The organism is Pseudoalteromonas sp. NZS71 (assembly GCF_015864715.1).
Classification (GTDB): domain Bacteria; phylum Pseudomonadota; class Gammaproteobacteria; order Enterobacterales; family Alteromonadaceae; genus Pseudoalteromonas; species Pseudoalteromonas arctica.
The window spans coordinates 112,779-134,436 of the sequence record NZ_JADYWS010000002.1 but is presented as its reverse complement, the minus strand read 5'-3'; the positions used below and the strand labels follow the sequence as shown (position 1 = coordinate 134,436).

The 21,658-nt window shown below is 39.1% G+C and carries 21 protein-coding genes; 4 read left to right on the top strand and 17 right to left on the bottom strand.

Going from position 1 to position 21,658, the window contains the following annotated elements; translation table 11 throughout:
• Positions 1-79 precede the first annotated feature (79 nt).
• From mazG to rlmD, 3 genes are read right to left on the bottom strand one after another with little or no spacing between them, the layout of a single operon-like run.
• Positions 80-877 carry a nucleoside triphosphate pyrophosphohydrolase gene (mazG, locus tag I6E85_RS01675; protein WP_024589995.1) on the bottom strand — a complete coding sequence of 266 codons (798 nt, stop codon included), beginning with the start codon at positions 875-877 and terminating at the stop codon, positions 80-82.
• 2 nt (positions 878-879) lie between these two features.
• Entirely contained in the window at positions 880-3,036 is a 2,157-nt protein-coding gene (gene relA / locus I6E85_RS01670; RefSeq protein WP_024589996.1) for a GTP diphosphokinase, read from the bottom strand.
• An 8-nt stretch (positions 3,037-3,044) separates the two neighbouring features.
• Positions 3,045-4,370 carry a 23S rRNA (uracil(1939)-C(5))-methyltransferase RlmD gene (gene rlmD / locus I6E85_RS01665; RefSeq protein WP_024589997.1) on the bottom strand — a complete coding sequence of 442 codons (1,326 nt, stop codon included), beginning with the start codon at positions 4,368-4,370 and terminating at the stop codon, positions 3,045-3,047.
• Positions 4,371-4,479: 109 nt separating this feature from the next.
• On the opposite strand from rlmD, the gene barA reads away from it, so the two are divergent.
• Positions 4,480-7,254, top strand: coding sequence for a two-component sensor histidine kinase BarA (barA, locus tag I6E85_RS01660; RefSeq protein WP_007583105.1), 2,775 nt, complete (start codon positions 4,480-4,482; stop codon positions 7,252-7,254).
• A gap of 245 nt (positions 7,255-7,499) precedes the next feature.
• Here the strand turns inward: barA and pdxJ are convergent, their stop codons facing one another.
• The 10 genes from pdxJ to rpoE form a co-directional block, all read right to left on the bottom strand.
• Positions 7,500-8,231 (bottom strand): pyridoxine 5'-phosphate synthase, encoded by a 732-nt coding sequence (gene pdxJ / locus I6E85_RS01655; protein WP_007581734.1) that lies wholly within the window; start codon positions 8,229-8,231, stop codon positions 7,500-7,502.
• 22 nt (positions 8,232-8,253) lie between these two features.
• Positions 8,254-8,946 (bottom strand): DNA repair protein RecO, encoded by a 693-nt coding sequence (gene recO / locus I6E85_RS01650; RefSeq protein ID WP_101217574.1) that lies wholly within the window; start codon positions 8,944-8,946, stop codon positions 8,254-8,256.
• A gap of 20 nt (positions 8,947-8,966) precedes the next feature.
• Positions 8,967-9,899: a GTPase Era gene (gene era / locus I6E85_RS01645; protein ID WP_007581730.1), complete on the bottom strand. Its 933-nt coding sequence runs from the start codon at positions 9,897-9,899 to the stop codon at positions 8,967-8,969.
• The gene (gene rnc / locus I6E85_RS01640) at positions 9,889-10,566 is read right to left on the bottom strand and encodes a ribonuclease III (protein WP_007581728.1); all 678 of its coding nucleotides are present in this window, start codon (positions 10,564-10,566) and stop codon (positions 9,889-9,891) included. The genes era and rnc overlap by 11 nt, the downstream gene beginning before the upstream one ends.
• 2 nt (positions 10,567-10,568) lie before the next feature.
• Entirely contained in the window at positions 10,569-11,504 is a 936-nt protein-coding gene (gene lepB / locus I6E85_RS01635; protein ID WP_024589998.1) for a signal peptidase I, read from the bottom strand.
• 16 nt (positions 11,505-11,520) lie between these two features.
• Positions 11,521-13,308 carry a translation elongation factor 4 gene (lepA, locus tag I6E85_RS01630; RefSeq protein WP_007581724.1) on the bottom strand — a complete coding sequence of 596 codons (1,788 nt, stop codon included), beginning with the start codon at positions 13,306-13,308 and terminating at the stop codon, positions 11,521-11,523.
• Between the two features lie 275 nt (positions 13,309-13,583).
• The gene (locus I6E85_RS01625) at positions 13,584-14,033 is read right to left on the bottom strand and encodes a SoxR reducing system RseC family protein (RefSeq protein ID WP_024589999.1); all 450 of its coding nucleotides are present in this window, start codon (positions 14,031-14,033) and stop codon (positions 13,584-13,586) included.
• Between the two features lie 19 nt (positions 14,034-14,052).
• Positions 14,053-15,003, bottom strand: a complete 951-nt coding sequence (locus I6E85_RS01620; RefSeq protein WP_007581719.1) for a MucB/RseB C-terminal domain-containing protein — start codon at positions 15,001-15,003, stop codon at positions 14,053-14,055.
• Positions 15,004-15,007: 4 nt separating this feature from the next.
• Positions 15,008-15,625, bottom strand: coding sequence for a sigma-E factor negative regulatory protein (locus I6E85_RS01615; RefSeq protein WP_007581717.1), 618 nt, complete (start codon positions 15,623-15,625; stop codon positions 15,008-15,010).
• 1 nt (position 15,626) lies between these two features.
• The gene (gene rpoE / locus I6E85_RS01610) at positions 15,627-16,208 is read right to left on the bottom strand and encodes an RNA polymerase sigma factor RpoE (RefSeq protein WP_002958721.1); all 582 of its coding nucleotides are present in this window, start codon (positions 16,206-16,208) and stop codon (positions 15,627-15,629) included.
• A 246-nt stretch (positions 16,209-16,454) separates the two neighbouring features.
• Between rpoE and nadB the strand changes: the two genes are divergently transcribed.
• Positions 16,455-18,065: an L-aspartate oxidase gene (nadB, locus tag I6E85_RS01605; RefSeq protein ID WP_007581714.1), complete on the top strand. Its 1,611-nt coding sequence runs from the start codon at positions 16,455-16,457 to the stop codon at positions 18,063-18,065.
• On the opposite strand, the gene I6E85_RS20885 is transcribed toward nadB, so the two are convergent.
• The gene (locus tag I6E85_RS20885) at positions 18,040-18,396 is read right to left on the bottom strand and encodes a hypothetical protein (RefSeq protein WP_024590000.1); all 357 of its coding nucleotides are present in this window, start codon (positions 18,394-18,396) and stop codon (positions 18,040-18,042) included. The genes nadB and I6E85_RS20885 overlap by 26 nt on opposite strands.
• 55 nt (positions 18,397-18,451) lie before the next feature.
• Complete coding sequence (locus I6E85_RS01600) at positions 18,452-18,703, bottom strand: succinate dehydrogenase assembly factor 2 (protein WP_007581709.1); 252 nt, start codon at positions 18,701-18,703, stop codon at positions 18,452-18,454.
• A gap of 164 nt (positions 18,704-18,867) precedes the next feature.
• On the opposite strand from I6E85_RS01600, the gene I6E85_RS01595 reads away from it, so the two are divergent.
• Together I6E85_RS01595 and I6E85_RS01590 are read left to right on the top strand one after the other, a co-directional pair.
• Positions 18,868-19,779 (top strand): folate-binding protein YgfZ, encoded by a 912-nt coding sequence (locus tag I6E85_RS01595; protein WP_024590001.1) that lies wholly within the window; start codon positions 18,868-18,870, stop codon positions 19,777-19,779.
• A 12-nt stretch (positions 19,780-19,791) separates the two neighbouring features.
• Positions 19,792-20,277, top strand: a complete 486-nt coding sequence (locus tag I6E85_RS01590) for a peptidylprolyl isomerase (RefSeq protein ID WP_007581704.1) — start codon at positions 19,792-19,794, stop codon at positions 20,275-20,277.
• Between the two features lie 42 nt (positions 20,278-20,319).
• Here the strand turns inward: I6E85_RS01590 and I6E85_RS01585 are convergent, their stop codons facing one another.
• Positions 20,320-20,802 carry a hypothetical protein gene (locus I6E85_RS01585; protein ID WP_024590002.1) on the bottom strand — a complete coding sequence of 161 codons (483 nt, stop codon included), beginning with the start codon at positions 20,800-20,802 and terminating at the stop codon, positions 20,320-20,322.
• A gap of 25 nt (positions 20,803-20,827) precedes the next feature.
• Positions 20,828-21,640, bottom strand: coding sequence for a DUF481 domain-containing protein (locus I6E85_RS01580; protein WP_007581700.1), 813 nt, complete (start codon positions 21,638-21,640; stop codon positions 20,828-20,830).
• Between the last annotated feature and the right edge of the window lie 18 nt (positions 21,641-21,658).

The window sequence follows — 21,658 nt, the reverse complement described above, 5'->3', positions numbered from 1 at the left end:
TGTACCAAAACACTGCTTATCAATCCAGCTAAAATTAGCTAATGCGCGCACAAAAAATGTGCACTATTTAACATTAAGCCTATTTTACTTTTTTAATCGCATCCCATGCACTGTCCATTTCTTCAAAGGTTGCTGTATCTAAGCTTTTACCTTGCGCATGCAAATAGGCGTTTACCTTTTCAAAACGCGCTGAAAACTTATCATTAGCGCTACGAAGCAGTTGTTCGGGATCTCGTTTAACATGGCGTACAACATTAACAGTGGCAAAAAGTAAGTCGCCGAGCTCTTCCGCTGTATGATCAGATAACGGGTCTTGCTCAATCGCTTCTTTTACTTCAAGCACTTCTTCGCTCACTTTATCAAGTGCACCATGATACGTTGGCCAATCGAAACCAAGTACGGCAACGCGTTGTTGAATTTTTTTAGCTTTACTTAAACTTGGCATATTTGCAGGAATATCTTGCCAAAAAGAAGATGATTCTGTTTGCGCTCTAGCACTGCGTTCTTGTGCTTTGATTGTTTGCCACTGCTGTGATAGCTGCTCGTCTGTTAGCTCTTTTTTATCGCCAAATACATGCGGGTGACGACGGGTAAGCTTATCGTTTAATTGCTCTACTAGATCATTAAAATCAAATAGATTTTGCTCTTGTGCAAGCTGCGCATAAAAAACAATTTGAAATAACAAATCACCCAATTCACCTTTAAGCTCACCTAAGTTGCCTGACTCAATACAATCGGCAACTTCGTACGCTTCTTCTAGTGTATGCGGCACAATAGATTTAAAATCTTGTTTGAGATCCCACGGACAACCGCCCTTGGGATCTCGCAGTGTTTTCATTATGCTAAGAAGTTGTGTAAGCGCTGCATTATCATTCATGATTAATGACCACGCTTGGCATCGTGTACACCTTCAATTTGGTGTAACTTAGAAAGAACACGGTTAGTACCCGATAAGTCATGTACTTCTATTTGCATCGTAAATATAGCTAACTGATTATCTTCAACCGTATTGACGTTCATGTTTAAAACATTTACTTTTTCGTTAGCAAGTACTGAGCTTATATCGCGTATTAGCCCTGAACGATCGGTGGCTTCTATTTTAATACTTAGTGCGTACGAGCCGTTGATATCATCAGACCAACTTACCGAAATAACACGCTCTGGATGCTGATTTTTTAAGTTATTAAACGAATCACAGTCTTCCTTATGAACACCTATCCCTCGACCTTGCGTTATATAACCTATTATTTCATCGCCAGGTACAGGACGACAGCATTTGGCTACATGGCTCATTAAGCTACCAACGCCATCAACCACTATGCCGTTTTTGTCACCGGTTACTTTGCTAGGCGCTTTAATACGAATAACCGGTTCATCTTCTCTCCGATCACTTACAAAGTTAAGCATTTGATTGAGGCGTACATCGCCCGCACCAATTGCAACCATTAAGTCATCAAGTTCTTTAAAGTTAAAACGCTTAATGGCTGGCTCTAAATCTTTGTATGTTAAATTAAGCTTTTGTAATTCACTGTCGAGAATTTCTTTACCCGCACTTAAGTTTTTGTCGCGATCGAGCTGTTTAAACCAGTGATGAATTTTGGCTCTAGCGCGCGATGACTTAATGTATCCTAATGACGGGTTTAACCAATCACGACTTGGATTTGGTTGTTTTTGGGTCAGTATTTCTACCTGATCCCCAGTTGTAAGTTGATGCGTAAACGGCACTATTTTGCCAAATATTTTTGCACCAATACAACGATGCCCCACATTTGAATGAATGTAGTAAGCAAAATCAAGTGGTGTAGCGCCAAGTGGTAAATCGATAATATCGCCGCTTGGGGTAAATATGTATACGCGGTCTTCTACTACTTGGTTTTTAAGCTCTTCTGCTAAATCGCCACCATCGACTACTTCTTCTTGCCATTGGAGTAACTTACGTAGCCAGCTAATTTTTTGCTCATAACCCGAGCCGCGTCCCGGTAATGCACCTTCTTTGTACATCCAGTGTGCAGCCACACCCAACTCAGCATCTTGATGCATATCGCTGGTACGAATTTGTATTTCTACTGTTTTACCTTCAGGCCCAAATACCACGGTATGGATTGACTGATAGCCGTTTTGTTTTGGGGTTGCTACATAGTCGTCAAACTCTTTATTAAGATGACGCCAATTGGTGTGCACAATACCCAGCGCTCCATAACAATCTTGTAGGCGTTCAACAACGATACGCATTGCACGAATATCAAAAAGCTGATCAAACTCGTAGTTTTTTTGCTGCATTTTTTTATAAATGCTGTAAATGTGCTTGGGGCGGCCATAAACTTGGGCCTCTATGCCCGCTTCACTTAAACGGTTTTTTACTTGCTCAACCATATCTTCCATATAGGCTTCGCGCGTAAGACGTTTGTCGTCAAGTTGTTTGGCTATGCTTTTATAGGTGCCTGGGTGCAAATATCTAAACGATAAATCTTCCAGTTCCCACTTTAATTGCCCTATTCCTAATCTGTTTGCCAATGGTGCAAAAATATCAGCCGTTTCTTTAGCGGCAATGACGCGGTCTTCTTCATCCGCATTTTTTACATTACGTAAATGACATACCTGCTCGGCAAGCTTAATGACCACGGCGCGCACATCTTCAACCATGGTTAATAACATTTTTCGAATATTATCAACTTGCATAGTTCCTTTACCTTGATGCGATAAAGTACTAATAGTGGCCATTTGTGCAACCCCAGTTAACAGCATGGCTATATTACTACCAAGCTGCTCTTCTATGGTTTCTAATGATATTAAATCGTTTAAAAAATACGGGGTTAAATACGCAGTAGCTAACGATTCGGGGTCGAGATTTAGCTCAGCTAAAATTTCAACCATTTCGATTGCAGTAGTTTGCCTGCTTTCATTATCACATTTTACGCAGAGCGCTTGCGCTTTAGTAAGTAGCTCTGTTTTTTCTTCAGACAAGGCAAGAAATGAAAGCCGAGTGCTAAAATCTGTTGTCTCATCTTGTTGATGTGATTGTCGTGTAGCTACCATAATGCGTTCTACCTCCGTTGAAATAACGCCATAGTTTCAATATGCCCTGTATGAGGGAACATATTCATTAGCCCAATTTTATTAAGATCAAAGCCAGCTTGTGAAATAATTGCGCTGTCACGGGCTAAAGTAACAGGGTCACAAGAGACATATAAAATAGTTTTAAACTGCTTTAAAGATAATTGCTCTAATACAGCCATCGCACCAGTCCTAGATGGATCGAGTACAAGCACATCTAAGTTTTTACTAAACCATGTGGCGCTCTGTATGCTTTGAGTTAAATCAAAGCAATGAAACTGCGCATTGGTAATAGAGTTAGTTTGCGCATTTTGAGCAGCCATTGCAACCGCTGAAGTCACACCTTCTACGCCAATTACAGATTTTGCTTGTTTTGCCAACACTAATGAGAAATTACCAATGCCACAAAATAAATCCAATAAATTTTCATCACCTTTTAAATCAAGCCAATTTGCGGCTTGCTTTAACATAGCTTCGTTAACTTGCGCATTTACCTGAATAAAATTACCTAAACCAAATTCAAATTTTAGATCAAACTCTTTAAGATAATAAAACGGCATGGCTAAGTGTGAATGCTCAATTACATCGCTCTCGCTTTGCCATACAACTTCAAACTGTTGGCTTTTTGTTATGTGCACAACCAAAGCCTTTGTATCATCGTTAATTGCTTTAGTGTGACGAATAACAACAAAGTTTTTCTCATCACTTTGGCATAACTGTAAATGGCTTATACTGTGCAGCGCTTTGTGTTGATTAATTAAACCATCAAAAAGTGTAAAAACATCTGCAAATACTTCATCAAGTACTGCACATTTATTAATACTGACAATATTTTTTGAACCACTGGCTCTGTAACCCACACGCATTTTTTTTGCTGCTTTATCAAACATAACGGCTATGCGAGCGCTGCGCCTGTAATGCACAGACTTACTTAATAATGGAGCTTGCCAGTTTAAGCTGTTTAATTTAGCAAACTTACTAAATAGCTGAGTAACTGCAGTTTGTTTTTCTACAACTTGTTGGCTTACTTCTAAATGCTGTAATTGGCAGCCACCACACTGATTATAGTGCTCACAAAAAGCGTCTACTCTTGATTCACTCGCTTTAATAACTTTAATTACTTTTGCACTGCTGTATTTAGCTTTATCTTCGACGAGCATTGCTTTAACTGTTTCATTTGGTAATGCACCGCTTACAAAGCATACTTTATTATTATGCTTAGCAATGCCACGCCCTTGATGATCCATTCCCGTTATATTTAATTCTAATGTTTGTTGCTTAAGCGGTTTTTTTTTCGCTTTAAAAATTTGCGCCATTAGGCATTACCTTCAGTTTATTTATGAAGCACCTATATTTAGATGCTTTAGAATGCGTGTTGAACCGTATATACTCAAATCATACTAATAACGATAAAACGCTCCCATTATGACCAAATTAGGCTTACGCGATTCTGTTTTAACACTGACCCTGATCCCAACGGTGATCATAGGATTACTACTTGGTGGCTATTTTACAATAAATCGTTACATTGAGCTTGATGAAATTTTATATCAGCAAGGTACTACTATTTCTGAGCCCCTTGCTATTGCACTTGAGCAACCCATGCTCGAAAAAAACAAACAGCTATTGAATCGCCTTATAAGCTACACACATAACAAGCACTCCCCTACAATTAAGTCGATTGCAATTTTTGATAAAAATAATGCGCTATTAATGACGAGTAATTATCACCGCTCATTTGAAAAATTAATTAATCAAAAGACGCTCATAAATTTAAAAACGACCCACGTGCAAAAGTCAGATGAGCTTGTTACATTCTTCACGCCCATTATTAACCATACAAGTCACGACTCTAAATGGGATCCATCTGCTTTTCAGTCATCTCTGGGCACCGTTATTATACAGCTAAACAAAGACCAAGCGGTTATAGGGCAGCAACGTGCTTTATTAATTAGCGGTATTGTAATTATTTTATCATTGGTGTTTGCAGCAATTTTAGCTTTAAGGTTAAGCCGCATGTTTATGACGCCGCTTAATAAGTTAGTACTTGCAACCGACAAGTTAGTCGAAGGTAAAAGAAGTACAGGCCTTAACGACAACATGATAGGTGAATTTGAGCTATTGCGAGAAGGCTTAAATACCATTGCTCACACTATGGTGATGCAAAAAGATGAAATGCAAAAAAATATTGACCAAGCAACTAGCGACTACCGCGAAACACTAGAGCAATACGAAACTTCAAATATAGAGCTCTCATTTGCAAAAAAAGAAGCTCAAGATGCTAACCGCGTAAAATCAGACTTTTTAGCTAAAATGAGTCACGAACTTCGTACTCCGTTAAATGGTGTTATTGGATTTACACGCCAGCTTTATAAAACACCGCTGAATAAACATCAAAAAGATTATCTCGATACTATTATGCTATCAGCAAATAGTTTAATGACTATTATTAGCGACATTCTAGACTTCTCCAAACTAGAAGCGGGTGCAATGGAACTTGAGTCGATTCAGTTTCAACTTCGTGATGCTGTAAATGAAGTGATGACACTACTCGCTCCTAGCGCACACGATAAGCAATTAGAGCTATCCATTTACATTAACCAACAAGTACCAGATGACTTAACGGGCGATCCCACTCGCTTTAAACAAGTGCTAATAAATCTATTAAGTAATGCGATTAAATTTACTGAAAAAGGCTCCATTAAAGTCGACATAAGCCATCGGTTACTCGATGACGAACGTACTTCTTTACTTGTGTCAGTAACAGATACTGGCGTGGGTATACCTATGGATAAGCAAGACTCTTTATTTACGCCATTTGGGCAAGCAGACTCAAGCATTACACGTAAGTTTGGTGGTACAGGTCTTGGTCTCATTATTACTAAGCATATTGTTGAAGCGATGAATGGCCGCATAACATTAAACTCTGCACCAGGTAACGGTACCTGTTTTACATTCAATAGTGTGTTTAGTTTGCCCAATCATGTATTTACTAACGACTTACCGACTAAATCGCTCATTGGTAAGCGTATTTTGTATTTAGAGCCACACGAGCATACACATCACGCTGTACTTTCGTTATTGACTCAGTGGGAATCAAGCGTAACGGCATGTTTTAACGAGACTAGCTTTTTAGACGCTATAAAAAATACTGAACATAAATATGATGTTTGCTTAATTGGCCATATGGCATCAGTTGATGATATGCAGCAACTAAAAAGCTATGTAAAAGCCGTGCGTGAATCTACTGATTACTTATATTTAATGCTTAATACTGTATCGCACAATATGCGAGAAGCCTTTATAGGTAGCGGTGCTGATGCGTGTTTAAGTAAACCACTTAATCACCGTAAGTTATGTGAAGTACTTGCTGCACCTTACAGGCTTGACCACCCTACTCATAATATTGAACAAAACGATCAAGCTTTGCTGCCGTTAAAAGTATTGGTTGTTGATGATAACGATGCCAACTTAAAACTTCTCCATACTTTATTAAGTGAGCAGATTGAAGTAATAGAAACGGCACATAATGGTTCACAAGCATACAGCTTAAGTAAAAGTCATAAATACGACATAATTTTTATGGATATTCAGATGCCAATTATGGACGGTATAACCGCATGCAAGCTTATACAAGAATCATCACTTAATGAAGATACACCCATTATCGCTGTAACGGCACACGCCCTTCAAAGCGAAAAAGAGCAACTACTAAAAGATGGCTTTAAAGGCTATTTAACTAAGCCTATTGATGAAGATATGCTTAAACAAATTATTAGCGACCATAGTCCACAGACCCCAGTTAATCGCGATAAAGCTAAAACAGATACACCACAAAGTCCTGCACCATTTCAAAGTAGTCGAATTGATTGGGCACAAGCCCTGCAGCGTGCTGGCGGAAAGAGCGAGTTAGCACTAGAGATGCTTAATATGCTACTTCTAAGCGTCCCTGAAACTCTTACATTGCTTGCTAAAGCGATAGAGAGTAATGATTGTCAGCAAGTCTTAAGTATTGTCCACAAGTTTCATGGCGCATGTTGCTACACTGGTGTACCTAAACTTAAATCACTCGCAGAAACAATTGAAACATCACTTAAAAATAAATGCTTGTTAGAGAATATTGAACCTGAATTATTTGAGTTACAGGACGAGCTTGAAAACTTACTTGCTGATGCAAGCGTAACTGAGCTACAAAGATAAGCTTTGAATTTTAGATACAAAAAAACGCGGCATTAACCGCGTTTTTTTAATTAAGCTTTTTAAATACTTATATTGGCAGGTATTATACCAATTCGCTTAATTAAGTGATCTATTCTGAGGTGAGAAAATCGTGTTGATAACCAGGCAAAAATTTCGTTATTTAGTTGTTCTATATCAGAAATTTTTAACGCAGTTAGCGTCAGATTTAATCCCTCAAATTGATTAAGTATTATTGCGGATTGGTATTACATTCTTGCTTCAATCATTAATCGTTTCATGTCGCGTACGGCTTTATCGAGCCCATCTATCGCTGCACGAGCAATAATAGCGTGGCCAATATTTAGCTCATAAATCTCAGGCATCGCGGCAATGGGTTTAACGTTATGATAATGAAGACCATGGCCAGCGTTAACAATCAAACCTAAGCTTGCTGCGTATTTAACACCTTCACGAATATGCTCTAACTCTTTGTGTAAATCAGTATCATTTGTTGCATCAGCATACGCGCCTGTGTGTATTTCTACATAAGGAGCACCACATTCTTTGGCTGCATCTAGTTGTGCTTTATCTGCATCAATAAATAGCGATACTTTAATACCCGCGTCGGTAAGCGTTTTTGTTGCGGCTTTAATTTTATCTATATTACCCGCTACATCTAAGCCGCCCTCGGTTGTTAATTCTTCGCGCTTTTCAGGTACTAAACACACGTACTCAGGTTTTACTTCAAGCGCTATCTGTATCATTTCGTCGGTAACAGCGGTTTCAAGATTCATGCGAGTTTGGATAGTTTTAGCCATCACATAAACGTCGCGATCTTGAATATGGCGTCTGTCTTCACGTAAGTGAATCGTAATACCGTCTGCCCCTGCATGCTCTGCTACACTGGCTGCATGGGCTGGATCTGGGTAACTTGTTCCACGCGCTTGACGAAGTGTTGCTATATGATCTACGTTTACACCCAAAAGAATATCTTTCATTTTCTTACCTGTAAAATTACGTTTATTGAGAGGCCATAAATAGCTCACGGCTTTTTAATGGTTTACTACCTAATAAGGGTTTTAATAAATAGCGACTTAATTGCTTTGCTATATATAGCACATCACTTTGGCTAAAGTCATGATTTGCTATGGCGTTGAGTTGTTTGCCACTAAATCCAGAACGCGTATCTTCTTGTACTAAAAAACCAAGTTCGGGGAAATAACTATACGTCTGCTTTTCATCTATTGGTTCACCACTGGCATCAAAACTAAAATCCACGCCATAACCGAGTAATTCCAATAATTGAAATTCGTACGAGCGAAGCACTTCTTGTAAATTGGCTCCGCTGTTTAGGTTTCCTAGGTGAGATTTATATAGCTCGAATACTTGTTCAATTGGCTCATTAACAGGAACGATGCGGTTAGTCAGTTCGTTCAAATAAAAACCACAATAAAGCTCATCACCTTTTAAAAAGTGCGGGTTGCCATGCAGTTCAAACTTATTGATATATTTTAAATCGTACTTGCCACTGTAATTAACAAGGAGTGCCTGGAACGGCTGAAGTTGTGCTTTATGTTTAGTGGCCTGGCGACCACTAATTCGGGCCAGCATTCTTAACTGACCAACGCCTTCTACAAGCATATCTAACATTACTTGGGAGTCACTATAAGGACGCCGATGTAATAAATACGCGGTGTAGAAGTCGCTATCCATTCACTAAGCTACTGCTTGGTTTAGTCTTCACTGTAACCTAAGCTTCTTAGTGCACGTTCATCATCAGCCCAACCCGACTTAACTTTAACCCAAAGCTCTAAAAATACTTTGTTATCAAGCATTTCTTCTATGTCTTTACGGGCTTCACGGCCAATGGTTTTTAGCTTTTCGCCTTTATTACCAATAACCATGCGTTTTTGTGTTTCGCGCTCAACAAGAATTAACCCATTGATGTGCCAAATACCGTTGTCTTGCCACTTAAACTGCTCAATTTCAACAGTCACAGAATACGGTAGTTCTTCACCCATAAAACGCATTAGCTTTTCACGAATAACTTCAGCTGCCATAAAGCGCATCGAACGGTCAGTTACATAATCTTCAGGAAAGTAAAATTCGCAAGGAGGTAAGCGTTTAGTTACTTCTGCTTTGATTAAATCAACGTTTTTACCTTGCGTTGCTGATACTGGCATAATTCCAACAAAATCAAACTTGTCACTTAACCACTTCATATGAGGCAATACAAGATCACGGTCTTTAACTTGGTCAATTTTATTAATAACTAATAATACAGGCTTACCACTTTGCGATACTTTATTAAGTACCATATCGTCATCTGCATTCCAATGAGTGCCTTCAACGACAAAAATAATAAGCTCAACATCGCCGATAGAACTAGACGCTGCTCGGTTCATTAGACGGTTAATAGCACGCTTTTCTTCAACGTGTAGACCCGGTGTATCTATGTATACCGCTTGGTGTTTATCTACGGTATGAATACCCATAATACGATGACGTGTAGTTTGTGGTTTACGTGAGGTAATACTCACTTTTTGCTCAATGATTTCATTAAGCAAAGTCGATTTACCTACGTTTGGTCGACCGACAATCGCCACCATTCCACAAAATGTATCTACATCACGTTCATGAGGCTGTATTAAGGTATCAAGGTTCATTTTTAAGTATCTTCAATGCTTTTTCGGCAGCTTTTTGTTCGGCCTTACGGCGCGAGCTACCAACAGAAATTATGCTATCCATTCCATCAACAATACATTCAACCGTGAATGTTTGATTGTGTGCTTGGCCTTGTGTATCAACCACTGTGTAGCCCGGTAACGATAATTTACGGGCTTGCAAATACTCTTGCAGCAGGGTTTTAGGATCTTTCTGGTTAAGCCCTGGTGAAATAGCATCCAAACGTGATTGGTACCACGCCAATATAAGATCGCCACAACTGTCGATACCTGAATCTAAAAATGCAGCACCTATAATAGCTTCTACTGCATCAGCAAGGGTTGACTCGCGACGAAATCCGCCACTTTTAAGCTCGCCCGGCCCTAAGCGTAAATAATCGCCTAGACCAAATTCAAGACCAAACTCGGCAAGTGTTTGACCACGCACAAGTGTTGAACGCATGCGGCTTAAATCGCCTTCACGCGCTTTAGGAAATTTGGCATAAAGTGCATTGGCAATCACAAAACTTAAAATCGAGTCGCCTAAAAATTCTAGTCGCTCATTATGTTGGCCTTTATGGCTGCGGTGCGTCATTGCTTGTTCAAGTAAACCTTGATCAGCGAATTCATAGCCAATTTTTTTATATAATTCTGTTACATTTTTTTTCATCGTTACTGAATATTACCTAGGCGTTCAAAGCGAACACCAGTTGGAACCCATCCTGGTAAAATATCATCAGGGCCATTCTCAAATTCAAAACTCATCCATATAAAGACAGCTTTACCCACCAAGTTTTCTTTTGGTACAAAGCCCCAAAAGCGACCATCTTGGCTGTTGTCGCGGTTATCACCCATCATAAAATAATGATCAGCAGGAACAGTCCATTCATCAGAAGGCGTGCCCGGTTGCTGATAGTAACGCCCTTTTCTTTCAGGCGCTTGTGGGTTGATTAATATATCATGCGTAACTGTTGTTAAATTTTCATTCACACGAGCTAGAGGCATTGGGCCTTGTTTAAATTCGTTATCATTAATTAGTTTAAAATCAATTTTATTGAATTCATTACATAAAAGCTCACCCTGTTGGGTTTCGCCTTCTTTACAGTTTGGCTGAATATATAAACGTTTATCACGATAAACAATTTTATCGCCAGGTAAACCAATCGTACGTTTAATATAGTCAACACTTTCATCTAAAGGGTATTTAAAAACAACAATATCACCACGTTCAGGCTCACCGACATCAACTAACTGAGTGCGCCAAACTGGGTCTTTTATTCCATATGAATACTTTTGTACTAAAATAAAGTCACCCACTAACAGTGTAGGCATCATTGAACCAGATGGAATTTGAAACGGTTCAAAAATAAATGATCTAAAAATAGTAATTGCTGCAATCATCGGGAAAATCGACTTTGCTGTTTCTGTTAGTACTGGTTCTGGTGCAATTAATGCCGCAGTTTCTTCATCTAACGGAGCTCCAGCAGACGTTTGCGCTATAGCTAAGCGCTCCTGTCTTTTAGGTGCATACATTAAGTGATCTATTAACCATATTAAGCCTGAGCCTAAGGTTAATAGCACCAATAAAACTGAAAAATAACCAGCCATTTATAATCCTTTGTTTTTATTTACCAACTTTTAAAATAGCTAAAAACGCTTCTTGAGGCACTTCAACATTACCTACTTGCTTCATACGTTTTTTACCATCTTTTTGCTTTTTAAGTAGCTTTTTCTTACGACTCACATCGCCACCGTAACACTTAGCAATTACGTTTTTACGTAACTGTTTTACCGTAGTACGTGCAATAACGTGTTGTCCAATAGCTGCTTGAATCGCAATATCAAACATTTGACGAGGAATAAGCTCTTTTAATGCATCAGCTAATTGGCGACCACGAGACTGTGCACCGTCTCTGTGAACAATAATCGCAAGTGCGTCAACACGCTCACTATTGATTAAAATATCAACACGCACCATATCTGATGTTTGAAAGTGTTTAAAGTTATAATCAAGCGATGCAAAACCACGGCTTGTTGATTTTAATTTATCAAAAAAGTCCATTACCACTTCAGCCATAGGTAGCTCGTACGTAACAGCTACTTGCTTTCCGTGATAGGTCATTTTTGTTTGGCTACCGCGTTTTTCAATACACAAAGTAATAACATTACCTAAGTATTCTTGTGGTACCAAAATATTAGCTTCAACAATCGGCTCACGAATTTCTAAAATATCGTTTACTGCAGGTAAATCAGACGGGTTATCAATCTGGAATGTACCTTCTTTAGTAACTATCTCATAGATTACCGTAGGTGCCGTTGTAATTAAATCAATATCGTATTCACGCTCTAAACGCTCTTGAATGATTTCCATGTGTAGCATACCTAAAAAGCCACAACGGAAACCAAAACCTAATGCAGTTGAATTCTCTGGTTCAAAGAATAACGACGCATCGTTTAAGCTTAATTTATTAAGCGCATCACGGAATGATTCATACTCATCTGATGCAATTGGGAACATACCTGCATAAACCTGAGGCTTAATTTTTTGAAAACCAGGTAAACGAAGTGGAGCCGCATTTTTTTGATGAGTTATAGTATCGCCTACTGGCGCACCATGTATCTCTTTGATGCCAGCAATAACAAACCCTACCTCACCTGTTCTTAAAATACCGGTGTTAGTTTGCTTAGGTGTAAACACACCCACTTGGTCGGCAGTATGTATATGCTCATTCGACATTATTTTTATTTTGTCGCCAGTGCGTAATTCACCGTGCTTAATACGCACTAATGATACAACGCCTTGGTATGGGTCAAACCAAGAATCGATAATAAGTGCTTGTAGAGGTCCATCTGTATCGCCTACTGGCGGCGGAACATCTCTAACAATCATTTCAAGAACTTCGGCAATACCTACACCCGTTTTAGCGCTACATTGCACTGCATCAAGGGCATCAATACCAATAATTTCTTCAATTTCTTCTGCAACGCGCAAAGGGTCCGCTTGCGGTAAATCGATTTTGTTAAGTACTGGAATTACTTCTAATTCCATTTCAATAGCGGTGTAACAGTTAGCTAATGTTTGTGCTTCAACGCCTTGGCCTGCATCAACAACGAGTAGTGCACCTTCACATGCAGCTAAAGAACGCGATACTTCATACGTAAAATCAACGTGTCCTGGAGTATCAATGAAATTAAGTTGATAAGTTTCGCCATCGTTCGCTTTGTAATTCAACGTTACACTTTGCGCTTTAATGGTAATACCACGTTCGCGCTCAATATCCATTGAATCCAAAACTTGTTTTTGCATTTCACGGTCGGTTAAACCGCCACAAACTTGGATCAAACGATCTGAAAGGGTCGATTTACCATGGTCAATATGGGCGATGATCGAAAAATTACGGATATGCTTCATAAACTGGATTCTATACTTCTATTTTAATGGACTAAATATGAATACCTAAGTGACTTGAAAATACTTGCTGTAGGATGCCATAAGCTCAGTTTGTGAATTACAAAATTTACTCACGCTTATTAATATTGATTAAAACCATTTTATTTATTGAATAACAATAAGTTAAACTTATTTAACTTAAATAATTCAGCTAGATAAAATAATTTAAAAAACCACTATTCCCTGTATTTCCAAGTTACTTTGGTATAAAACGGCAATTTTACATTTAATTGGCGTCAATCACCATCTATTTGAGTTAAAGGGATACTAATTGGGTGAATTTTTATAACTTTTATATCGTGCTTTAGCGATTTCACGCGAGTTTTAGCTATAAAGAAACCTGTAACACCACCTAAAGCTGCAGCTAAAATTTGCCAACCTTCACAAGCCATAAATAATTGCGCTGCAATCAGTGCAAAAACCAGACTTAAAAGCAGTGGTAGCATGTATACCGCAAATGCATGCTTAACGACGTGACTATCATCAAGTGACAAGGTTACCTTTTGTCCTACTTCAACAGAGGATTCAAATTTATAAGGGAAGGTTTTTTTTGCAGTGCCAAACAGCTTACCAAACACTTGTGAGCCGCAACGACCATTGCAGCCTTCACAAGCTTGTTTTTGTTGTGCTTCTAAATGAGCAATGTGGCCATCGAGGGCCACAACAGTGAGGGTTTGTTCAATCATAACAATCCTTACGAATCGTTTATAATGCGCGGGTAACTGACTCAGCAATCGCTTTTGCGGTCATACTCGGTACATTACCAACAACCGATACATCAAAATTACCGCCATTATGCACATATACTGTCGTTGCACCAGAGGTTAGTGCACCACTTAAACGCTTACCCGGCAATGGACGCTGAATAAATACCGAAATTTCAACAAAACCATCAGAGAACAAGTAATAGTCTGTTAATTCGTTATTTAAATCGAGCTTATGTCTGTCTGATTTTAGTAATTCAAAGCCATCCGGTAACCAACTAATTTGCCAGTTAGTAGCTGTACTGTCTTCGTTTATAAGTGCATCGTTTGGTAAAGGCGTTGGAAAGTTTCGATTGAGCACTTCAAGTAACATACCTGCTGGCTGCTCTGTCACACTAATGTGAGTAAGCTGTAACTGCTCTAAAGCCTCTCCTTCATGGTTAACGTACGCGGCTTTTAGTAACAACGACGACTCCATATCCAGCCAAATCCAATAATTATATTTATACTCGTCTTTAGATTCTATGCGAACTAGTTGTGCAGCACGCCCTGCAATACGACCTTTCCCGCCTAGTACAAAATCATAGTGCGCGCTTAAGCGATCTATATCTTTAAAAAGCACTTCAGGGATTGGACCCGCTATTGAATCTGTTTTTAGGGAGTATGGTTCTGACTGAGGTTCAAAATAAGTAACTTGGTTGTCAATACGGACCATTTCAAGCCCAGCACCATTAAGTAAACTTAAATGCTCAAGTTCTGTATCACCTTGTAAAGCATGCACCCATCGGTAGGGTTCCATTGTTTTACCTTTGACAACCACAAACGAAGCGTCAAAATTACGGGTGTGAACGGCATTAGCCATTTTTAGTAATAAATCTTTGGCAGGATTTGTGTCGTTGGCAAATGCATTAAAGCTTACTACCAACGACAGAACAAAAGTGATTACTTTCATTTAATTAGTTTTTTTCCTCAGACGCTTTGGTATTAGTTTGCGCTGTTTCTAAAGAATTCGCAACTCGTGCTTGGCGTTGATGCTCAAGAACTAATGCACCAATACGTTGTTGCTGTAATTCACGTAAACCTTGCTCTGCATTTTCAAGCGCAGGCTCAGATGAGTAACTTACTGGCGACGCCATACCTGTCAGCGGTGTGGTTTGTAGTAATGGAATTTCGCTTTGTTGCTCGTTGTTACTTTGAGGAAGCGTATTAACGCCCACAATAGCAAACATTGCCACACTGGCTGCAATTGCTAGTTGAGCAACTGGCTTGCGCCAATTAAAAGCCACTACTTTATTGTCTTGTACCGTCTCAGTGATTGCTTGAGGCTGTGTTTTTGACTGACTAAAGTCAGCATAAACAGGCTCGCTTTCAAGTGCTAATGCAACGCGATCGCTAATATCAATATGTATGTCGTTATTATTTTTTTGAGCACGCATCGCATCACCAATTAACGCATAACGGCCAAACGTAGTTACATCTTGCTCTGCAATTTTTGCATCAGTCAGATGTTGCTCGCCATCAAGTAATGCCGATAACGCTTCGTTATCTAACTTGTTAAGGTGTGCTTTTGTCATACTAAGACTCGCCTATTAATGGGTTTAATTTGTTATCTATTGCTTCACGGGCACGAAATATACGCGAACGCACAGTCCCGACTGGGCAATCCATTACCACTGCTATTTCTTCATAGCTCATCCCTTCGATTTCTCTAAGGGTGATTGCGGTTTTAAGATCTTCAGGCAAACTATCAATCGTATTAAAAATAACAGCGCGTACTTCTTCGCTTAAAAGTAGGTTTTCAGGAGATGCATTAGATCGCATTGAATCTGCACAATCATAAAACTCGGCATCTTCAGCGTCTATATCATTTGCTGGCGGCTTACGCCCCTGGGCTACTAAGTAATTTTTAGCACAATTAACGGCAATACGGTATAACCACGTGTAAAAGGCGCTGTCACCTCTAAAGTTTGGAAGTGCACGGTAAGCTTTAATAAAAGCCTCTTGTGCTACATCAGCAATATCGCCTTGGTTTGATACATAACGTGAGATCAAACCTGCAATTTTGTTTTGATACTTCTTTACTAATAGGTTGAAGGCGTTTTTATCTCCTTGCTGGACCCTTTTTACTAGCACTAAATCTAATTCCTGCTCGCTCATTCGAGCCGGTACTCCTATGTCTGATTTTTGCTTGTTATTCATATTGTCGTCATTGTTCACAAATACTCTGACCTCTTTATGAATAAAAAGTTCTGCTTAATATTATTTTTTTATAAAATAGATGATAAATAACGGCGCTAAGCCTTTAAAATCACTACGTAGTAGTATGACAAATATGGTACAACTACAGATATTAAAAACAAATATTGCTCTATACGAGCATTGTAACCGCAAAGTACCTCTGACATGAACCAAAATAAACATCACATTGCAGATGTCGCTATTATAGGTAGCGGCGCAGCAGGCTTATCACTTGCATTATCTCTAGCTAATTATTGTAACGTTACCGTGATCAGTAAAGGAGCGCTTACAGAAGGTTCTACTTTATATGCTCAAGGTGGTATAGCAGCTGTATTTGATAAACAAAACGACAGCATAGAATCTCATGTTGAAGATACACTCGATGCGGGCGGCGGTTTATGCGACAGAGACGCTGTTCATTATACTGCCAGCAATGCTCACGATTGCCTACAGTGGTTAATCGACCAAGGTGTTCCCTTTGATATGGAGTTTGATAGCAAAGGAAAAGAGCGTTTTCATTTAACACGTGAAGGCGGTCACAGCCATCGTCGTATTTTGCATGCAGCCGATGCTACTGGCAAAGCTGTGCAAACCACGCTTATTAGCCAAGTTAAAATTCATAAGAATATAACGCTCTTAGAGCAATACAATGCCATTGATTTAATTACAGATAAAAGCGCCGGAAAAACAGGCTCACACATTGAAGGTATGTATGTGTGGAACAAAAAAGCTAAAAAGGTAGAAACCATTTCAGCTAAATTTGTTGCTCTTGCCACTGGTGGCGCAAGCAAAGTGTATTTGTATACTTCTAATCCAGATGTATCAAGTGGTGATGGTATTGCAATGGCATGGCGCGCAGGCTGTAAAGTTGCCAATATGGAATTTAATCAATTTCATCCAACAAGCCTTTATCATCCAGAGCTACAAAACTTTTTAATTACAGAAGCGATGCGCGGTGAAGGGGCTTATTTAAAACGACCTGATGGCACTCGTTTTATGAAAGACTTTGACAGCCGTGAAGAGCTCGCTCCACGCGATATAGTCGCACGCGCAATCGATTTTGAAATGAAGCGTTTAGGTGCTAATTGTGTTTATTTAGATATTAGCCACAAAGATAAAGACTTTATTATTGAGCACTTCCCTACTATTTACGCAAAATGCCTAAGTGTAGGGCTTGATATAACAAAAGAAGCAATCCCAGTTGTACCTGCTGCGCATTACACTTGTGGTGGCGTAATGACCGACTTTAACGGTAAAACAGATCTCGATAACTTGTATGCTGTTGGCGAAGTCGCTTACACAGGCCTACATGGTGCAAACCGTATGGCAAGTAATTCATTATTAGAATGTATTGTATTTGCCCACGCTGCAGCTAAAGATATTTTAAGTAAAATTGAACATGCACCAGAGCCAATGGCTCTACCTCATTGGGATGAAAGCCGTGTTAGTAACTCTGATGAAGAAATTGTTATTACCCATAACTGGCATGAACTACGTTTATTTATGTGGGATTATGTAGGTATTGTACGCTCTACTAAACGCTTAGAACGTGCACTGCATAGGGTTGAGTTGCTGCAGCAAGAAATACACGATTATTATGCAAACTTTAGAGTAAGTAATAACTTGCTTGAGCTTCGTAACTTAGTACAAGTGTCAGAACTCATTATTAGAAGTGCAATGGAACGAAAAGAAAGCAGAGGCCTACATTATACAATTGACTATCCTGAACAAAATGAAAATCCAACACCGACTATTTTGACTCCAAAACGCAATTAACCGCGCTTAAAGTAGCACGTTTCAAACGCGCATAACTTTGTTCATTAACACCATTGGCTGAAATTATAAGCCAATGGTTGTTACTAAAACCTTTAATATGTAGCCATATATTATTGCCATAAAAACGGCTTTTTTTACTAATTTCACCCTGAATTTTCAAACCCTCACCCTCAAACCTAAATAGCTTGGGTTCTAGTATTATAACGCCGTGATTTGGATGAATTGCCAACACTTTTTGCCACACTAAAAAGCCAGCTAATATATTAATTATCAAACAAAAAAGCATAGCTAGTAGCGAATCTAAAAATAAACATAATATTAAAATGAGCATGCAAAAAAAGACCACAATAGGTTTGTGGTCAGCGTTATTATTAGTAACTGTAAACCTATACACGAACTCGGTCTAAGATCAGCGAAACCATACCGTTTAACTGCTCATCTTTACATTCTTGATGACCCATAAACCATGCAAATAAGTCAGGGTCTTCTTCTGTTAGCAAACGCTGAAAAATAGCCTGTTGCTCTGCGCTTAAAGAGTCGTATGCTTCTTCAACAAACGGCATAAACAAAACATCAAGCTCTAACATGCCACGACGGCAAGCCCAACGAATACGTGCTTTACTATGAATTTCAACCATTTTAAACCTCATACTTAATTGACTCGAGTTTAACAAACACAAGCCTATTTAGCAGCTATTAATCTCTCATTAAAGAATAAACCCGCACCAATAAGCGCTTGTCTGTACCATACGTAACAACTGCGTTATTATGTCACTTCATTTATATTGCAAAGAAGGTTTTTATGTCGAGCGTTTATGCATGTCCGTTATCTCATCAACTTATTAGCCTCTGCGGTGCTGATAAATTATCTTATTTACACGGGCAAATCACTCAAGATCTAAATAAATTAACCAGCAGTAATTATTTGTGGGCTGGCCATTGCAGCGCTAAAGGTAAACTTTGGGGCGTATTTAAATTATTTACTTATCAAGACAGCTACTACCTTACAGGCAGCGAAAACGAAGTAGAAAAATCGTTAGCTGAGCTAAAAAAGTATGCCGTATTTGCAAAAGTTGACATTAGTGCATGTTCAAAGCGATTAATTGGTCTCATTGGTGATGATTTATCGGGTGTACTCGCACAACTTGATATTAACTTTGAAGGTGATGCGAGCGCGTGTGACTTTGAAAGCGGTAAAGCACTAAAATTAGCTGATAACCGTGTTTTATTAATGGTCGATAGCCAGTTTAGTATGCCTGATGACGTATCTACACTTGATAACGAAGCTCCTTGGCAACAAGCATCTATGCTTGCAGGTGAACCTCAGTTAAGTGCAGATGCAATTGGCGAGTATGTTCCTCAAATGGTAAACCTACATGCTATTGGCGGTATAAGCTTTAAAAAAGGGTGTTATACCGGTCAAGAAACTGTGGCTCGCATGAAGTACCTAGGTAAAAATAAGCGTGCAATGTATATAGTCTCAGGTCAAAGCGAAGGGATACTTTCAGAGCCCGATTTAGAAACCCAATTAGGCGAAAACTGGCGCCGTGTGGGTAAACTTATTGCACAAAGCTTTAATGAACAAACAAATAAATTAACAGGCCTTGTTGTGTTGCCAAACGATACTGATGTAACTCAGGTACTTCGTGCAAAACACACACCTCAGGTGGAGCTAAGCATTCTGCCTCTACCCTACTCTCTTGAAGATGAATAAATAGGAATGACTATGATCGTTGCGGCAAACAAAGTGGTAAAAATGCATTATTCGGTAATGGATAATGATGGCAATAGCATTGATAACTCGTTCGGTGGTGAGCCACTACACTTTATCATTGGCACAGGCTACTTAATTTCAGGCCTAGAAAATGCTTTGCAAGGCAAACAACCAGGCGACACACTTAGCGTAAAAGTTGAACCTGATGAAGGTTATGGCGAACGCCACGATAACCTAATGCAAGCTGTACCTAAGTCGATGTTTGAAGGTATGGAAATTGAAGTCGGCATGCAATTTCGTGCATCAACAGATGATGGTGACCAATCAGTAATGATCATCGATATCCAAGATGAAGAAGTTATTGTAGATGGTAATAACCCACTTGCAGGCATAACACTTAACTTTGATGTAGAGATACTAGAAGTACGTGATGCAACCGAAGAAGAACTCACTCATGGTCATGTACATGGTGAAGGTGGATGTGGTCACGACCACTAATACACTGTTAAACCAAGTAAAAAAGCGCCTAGGGCGCTTTTTTTATATCATATTGTTGCGCTTAACCGTTTCAGTTTTTGCCTTACTAGGCAGCGCGATTGATACATTCTTTTCTTTTAAAGCGGCTAGTAAACCTTTTTGATCGTTTGTGCCAACTCGATACAAAGTGCCATCTTTAAGCGTTAGCTGTATTGCACTAAAGCCAGATACTGTATACACCCAACCATCGTGAGTAATTCGCATACCAATACCGTGTCTGTAAGAGTTTTGAACTGCCTTAGCTTCTAACACTTCGCCAAGCTCAATGCTTTGCCCTGCAACGCCAGGACCAAACGCCCAGCTAATTTTTTTATCATCTACTTTTACTGTTAGACCATGGAACAAAAAGCCCACCAGCACTAAAATCCCAGCAAATATCATTAAAGGTCCATCAGCGCCTAACAAGTTCCATGCAAGCGCTACAAAACCGCCTATCCACGCTAATACAAAAAAGATAAACACCGCATACTGTTTATGCTGATACATAATATTCTCTAAATTAAATAAATACTTAAAAGCTGTACACCAATGTAGCACTCAGCTCTGAGTCAAACTTGAGTTTATCATCTTCGGGTTTTGAATTATAACGATACATGTAGGTAAATTTGAGTGATACCGCACCAATCACTTGGCTTATCAGTGCGGTTTCCGATTTTAAGCGAGAATTAAGACCTGAAAGCGACTGCTCTATACTCACATCTTGATTAAAACGAGTACGCTTAGAAACCAAACGTTCCCACTGCATTGCAACACGTACTAAATAACCGGTTTTATTAATTTCATCTTCGCTCACATCCGAATCTTCATCGGCTACTGAACGGTATAAACCAGGTCCTATATCAATATCTACTTTGTTTTTAGAGCCTTGATATACACGCGCACCATAGCCTGTCGCCACCGTACTTTTAAAATCAAGTCCACTAAACTCATCTTCTTCGTAATCACCGTAAATAAAAAATGAGGAGTTTTTAACACCTACTTTATAGTTACCTTGCGCAGATACAAAAACACGATTAGCTGTAACATCAGTGCCACCGCTTTCATCGTTCTCATCACGCTTATAAAGAGAGTCTATTTTAAATTGGTTACGCCACTTTTCAAAGTCTTGGTATAAATTACCTTTGAGCTTAAAACTGGTCGAATTGGTGTTACCTTTACTTAGAATAAAGCCAAATTCAGTATCACCGTAGAACATGTCACCTTTGTGTAACTCATGAATTTCTTCATCAGAGAGCTTGCCATATTCATGAAAATCTTCAAATGGATCAACGGCCCAACTTGGGCTGCTAATTATTAAAAAAATTAAAAATAAATACTTACGCACAATACTCTCTCTGCACAC

Coding starts and splice junctions, on each gene's coding strand:
- mazG (WP_024589995.1), bottom strand. CDS start 877: ATGAATGATAATGCAGCGCTTACACAACTTCTTAGCATAATGAAAACA.
- relA (WP_024589996.1), bottom strand. CDS start 3,036: ATGGTAGCTACACGACAATCACATCAACAAGATGAGACAACAGATTTT.
- rlmD (WP_024589997.1), bottom strand. CDS start 4,370: ATGGCGCAAATTTTTAAAGCGAAAAAAAAACCGCTTAAGCAACAAACA.
- barA (WP_007583105.1), top strand. CDS start 4,480: ATGACCAAATTAGGCTTACGCGATTCTGTTTTAACACTGACCCTGATC.
- pdxJ (WP_007581734.1), bottom strand. CDS start 8,231: ATGAAAGATATTCTTTTGGGTGTAAACGTAGATCATATAGCAACACTT.
- recO (WP_101217574.1), bottom strand. CDS start 8,946: ATGGATAGCGACTTCTACACCGCGTATTTATTACATCGGCGTCCTTAT.
- era (WP_007581730.1), bottom strand. CDS start 9,899: ATGAACCTTGATACCTTAATACAGCCTCATGAACGTGATGTAGATACA.
- rnc (WP_007581728.1), bottom strand. CDS start 10,566: ATGAAAAAAAATGTAACAGAATTATATAAAAAAATTGGCTATGAATTC.
- lepB (WP_024589998.1), bottom strand. CDS start 11,504: ATGGCTGGTTATTTTTCAGTTTTATTGGTGCTATTAACCTTAGGCTCA.
- lepA (WP_007581724.1), bottom strand. CDS start 13,308: ATGAAGCATATCCGTAATTTTTCGATCATCGCCCATATTGACCATGGT.
- I6E85_RS01625 (WP_024589999.1), bottom strand. CDS start 14,033: ATGATTGAACAAACCCTCACTGTTGTGGCCCTCGATGGCCACATTGCT.
- I6E85_RS01620 (WP_007581719.1), bottom strand. CDS start 15,003: ATGAAAGTAATCACTTTTGTTCTGTCGTTGGTAGTAAGCTTTAATGCA.
- I6E85_RS01615 (WP_007581717.1), bottom strand. CDS start 15,625: ATGACAAAAGCACACCTTAACAAGTTAGATAACGAAGCGTTATCGGCA.
- rpoE (WP_002958721.1), bottom strand. CDS start 16,208: ATGAGCGAGCAGGAATTAGATTTAGTGCTAGTAAAAAGGGTCCAGCAA.
- nadB (WP_007581714.1), top strand. CDS start 16,455: ATGAACCAAAATAAACATCACATTGCAGATGTCGCTATTATAGGTAGC.
- I6E85_RS20885 (WP_024590000.1), bottom strand. CDS start 18,396: ATGCTCATTTTAATATTATGTTTATTTTTAGATTCGCTACTAGCTATG.
- I6E85_RS01600 (WP_007581709.1), bottom strand. CDS start 18,703: ATGGTTGAAATTCATAGTAAAGCACGTATTCGTTGGGCTTGCCGTCGT.
- I6E85_RS01595 (WP_024590001.1), top strand. CDS start 18,868: ATGTCGAGCGTTTATGCATGTCCGTTATCTCATCAACTTATTAGCCTC.
- I6E85_RS01590 (WP_007581704.1), top strand. CDS start 19,792: ATGATCGTTGCGGCAAACAAAGTGGTAAAAATGCATTATTCGGTAATG.
- I6E85_RS01585 (WP_024590002.1), bottom strand. CDS start 20,802: ATGTATCAGCATAAACAGTATGCGGTGTTTATCTTTTTTGTATTAGCG.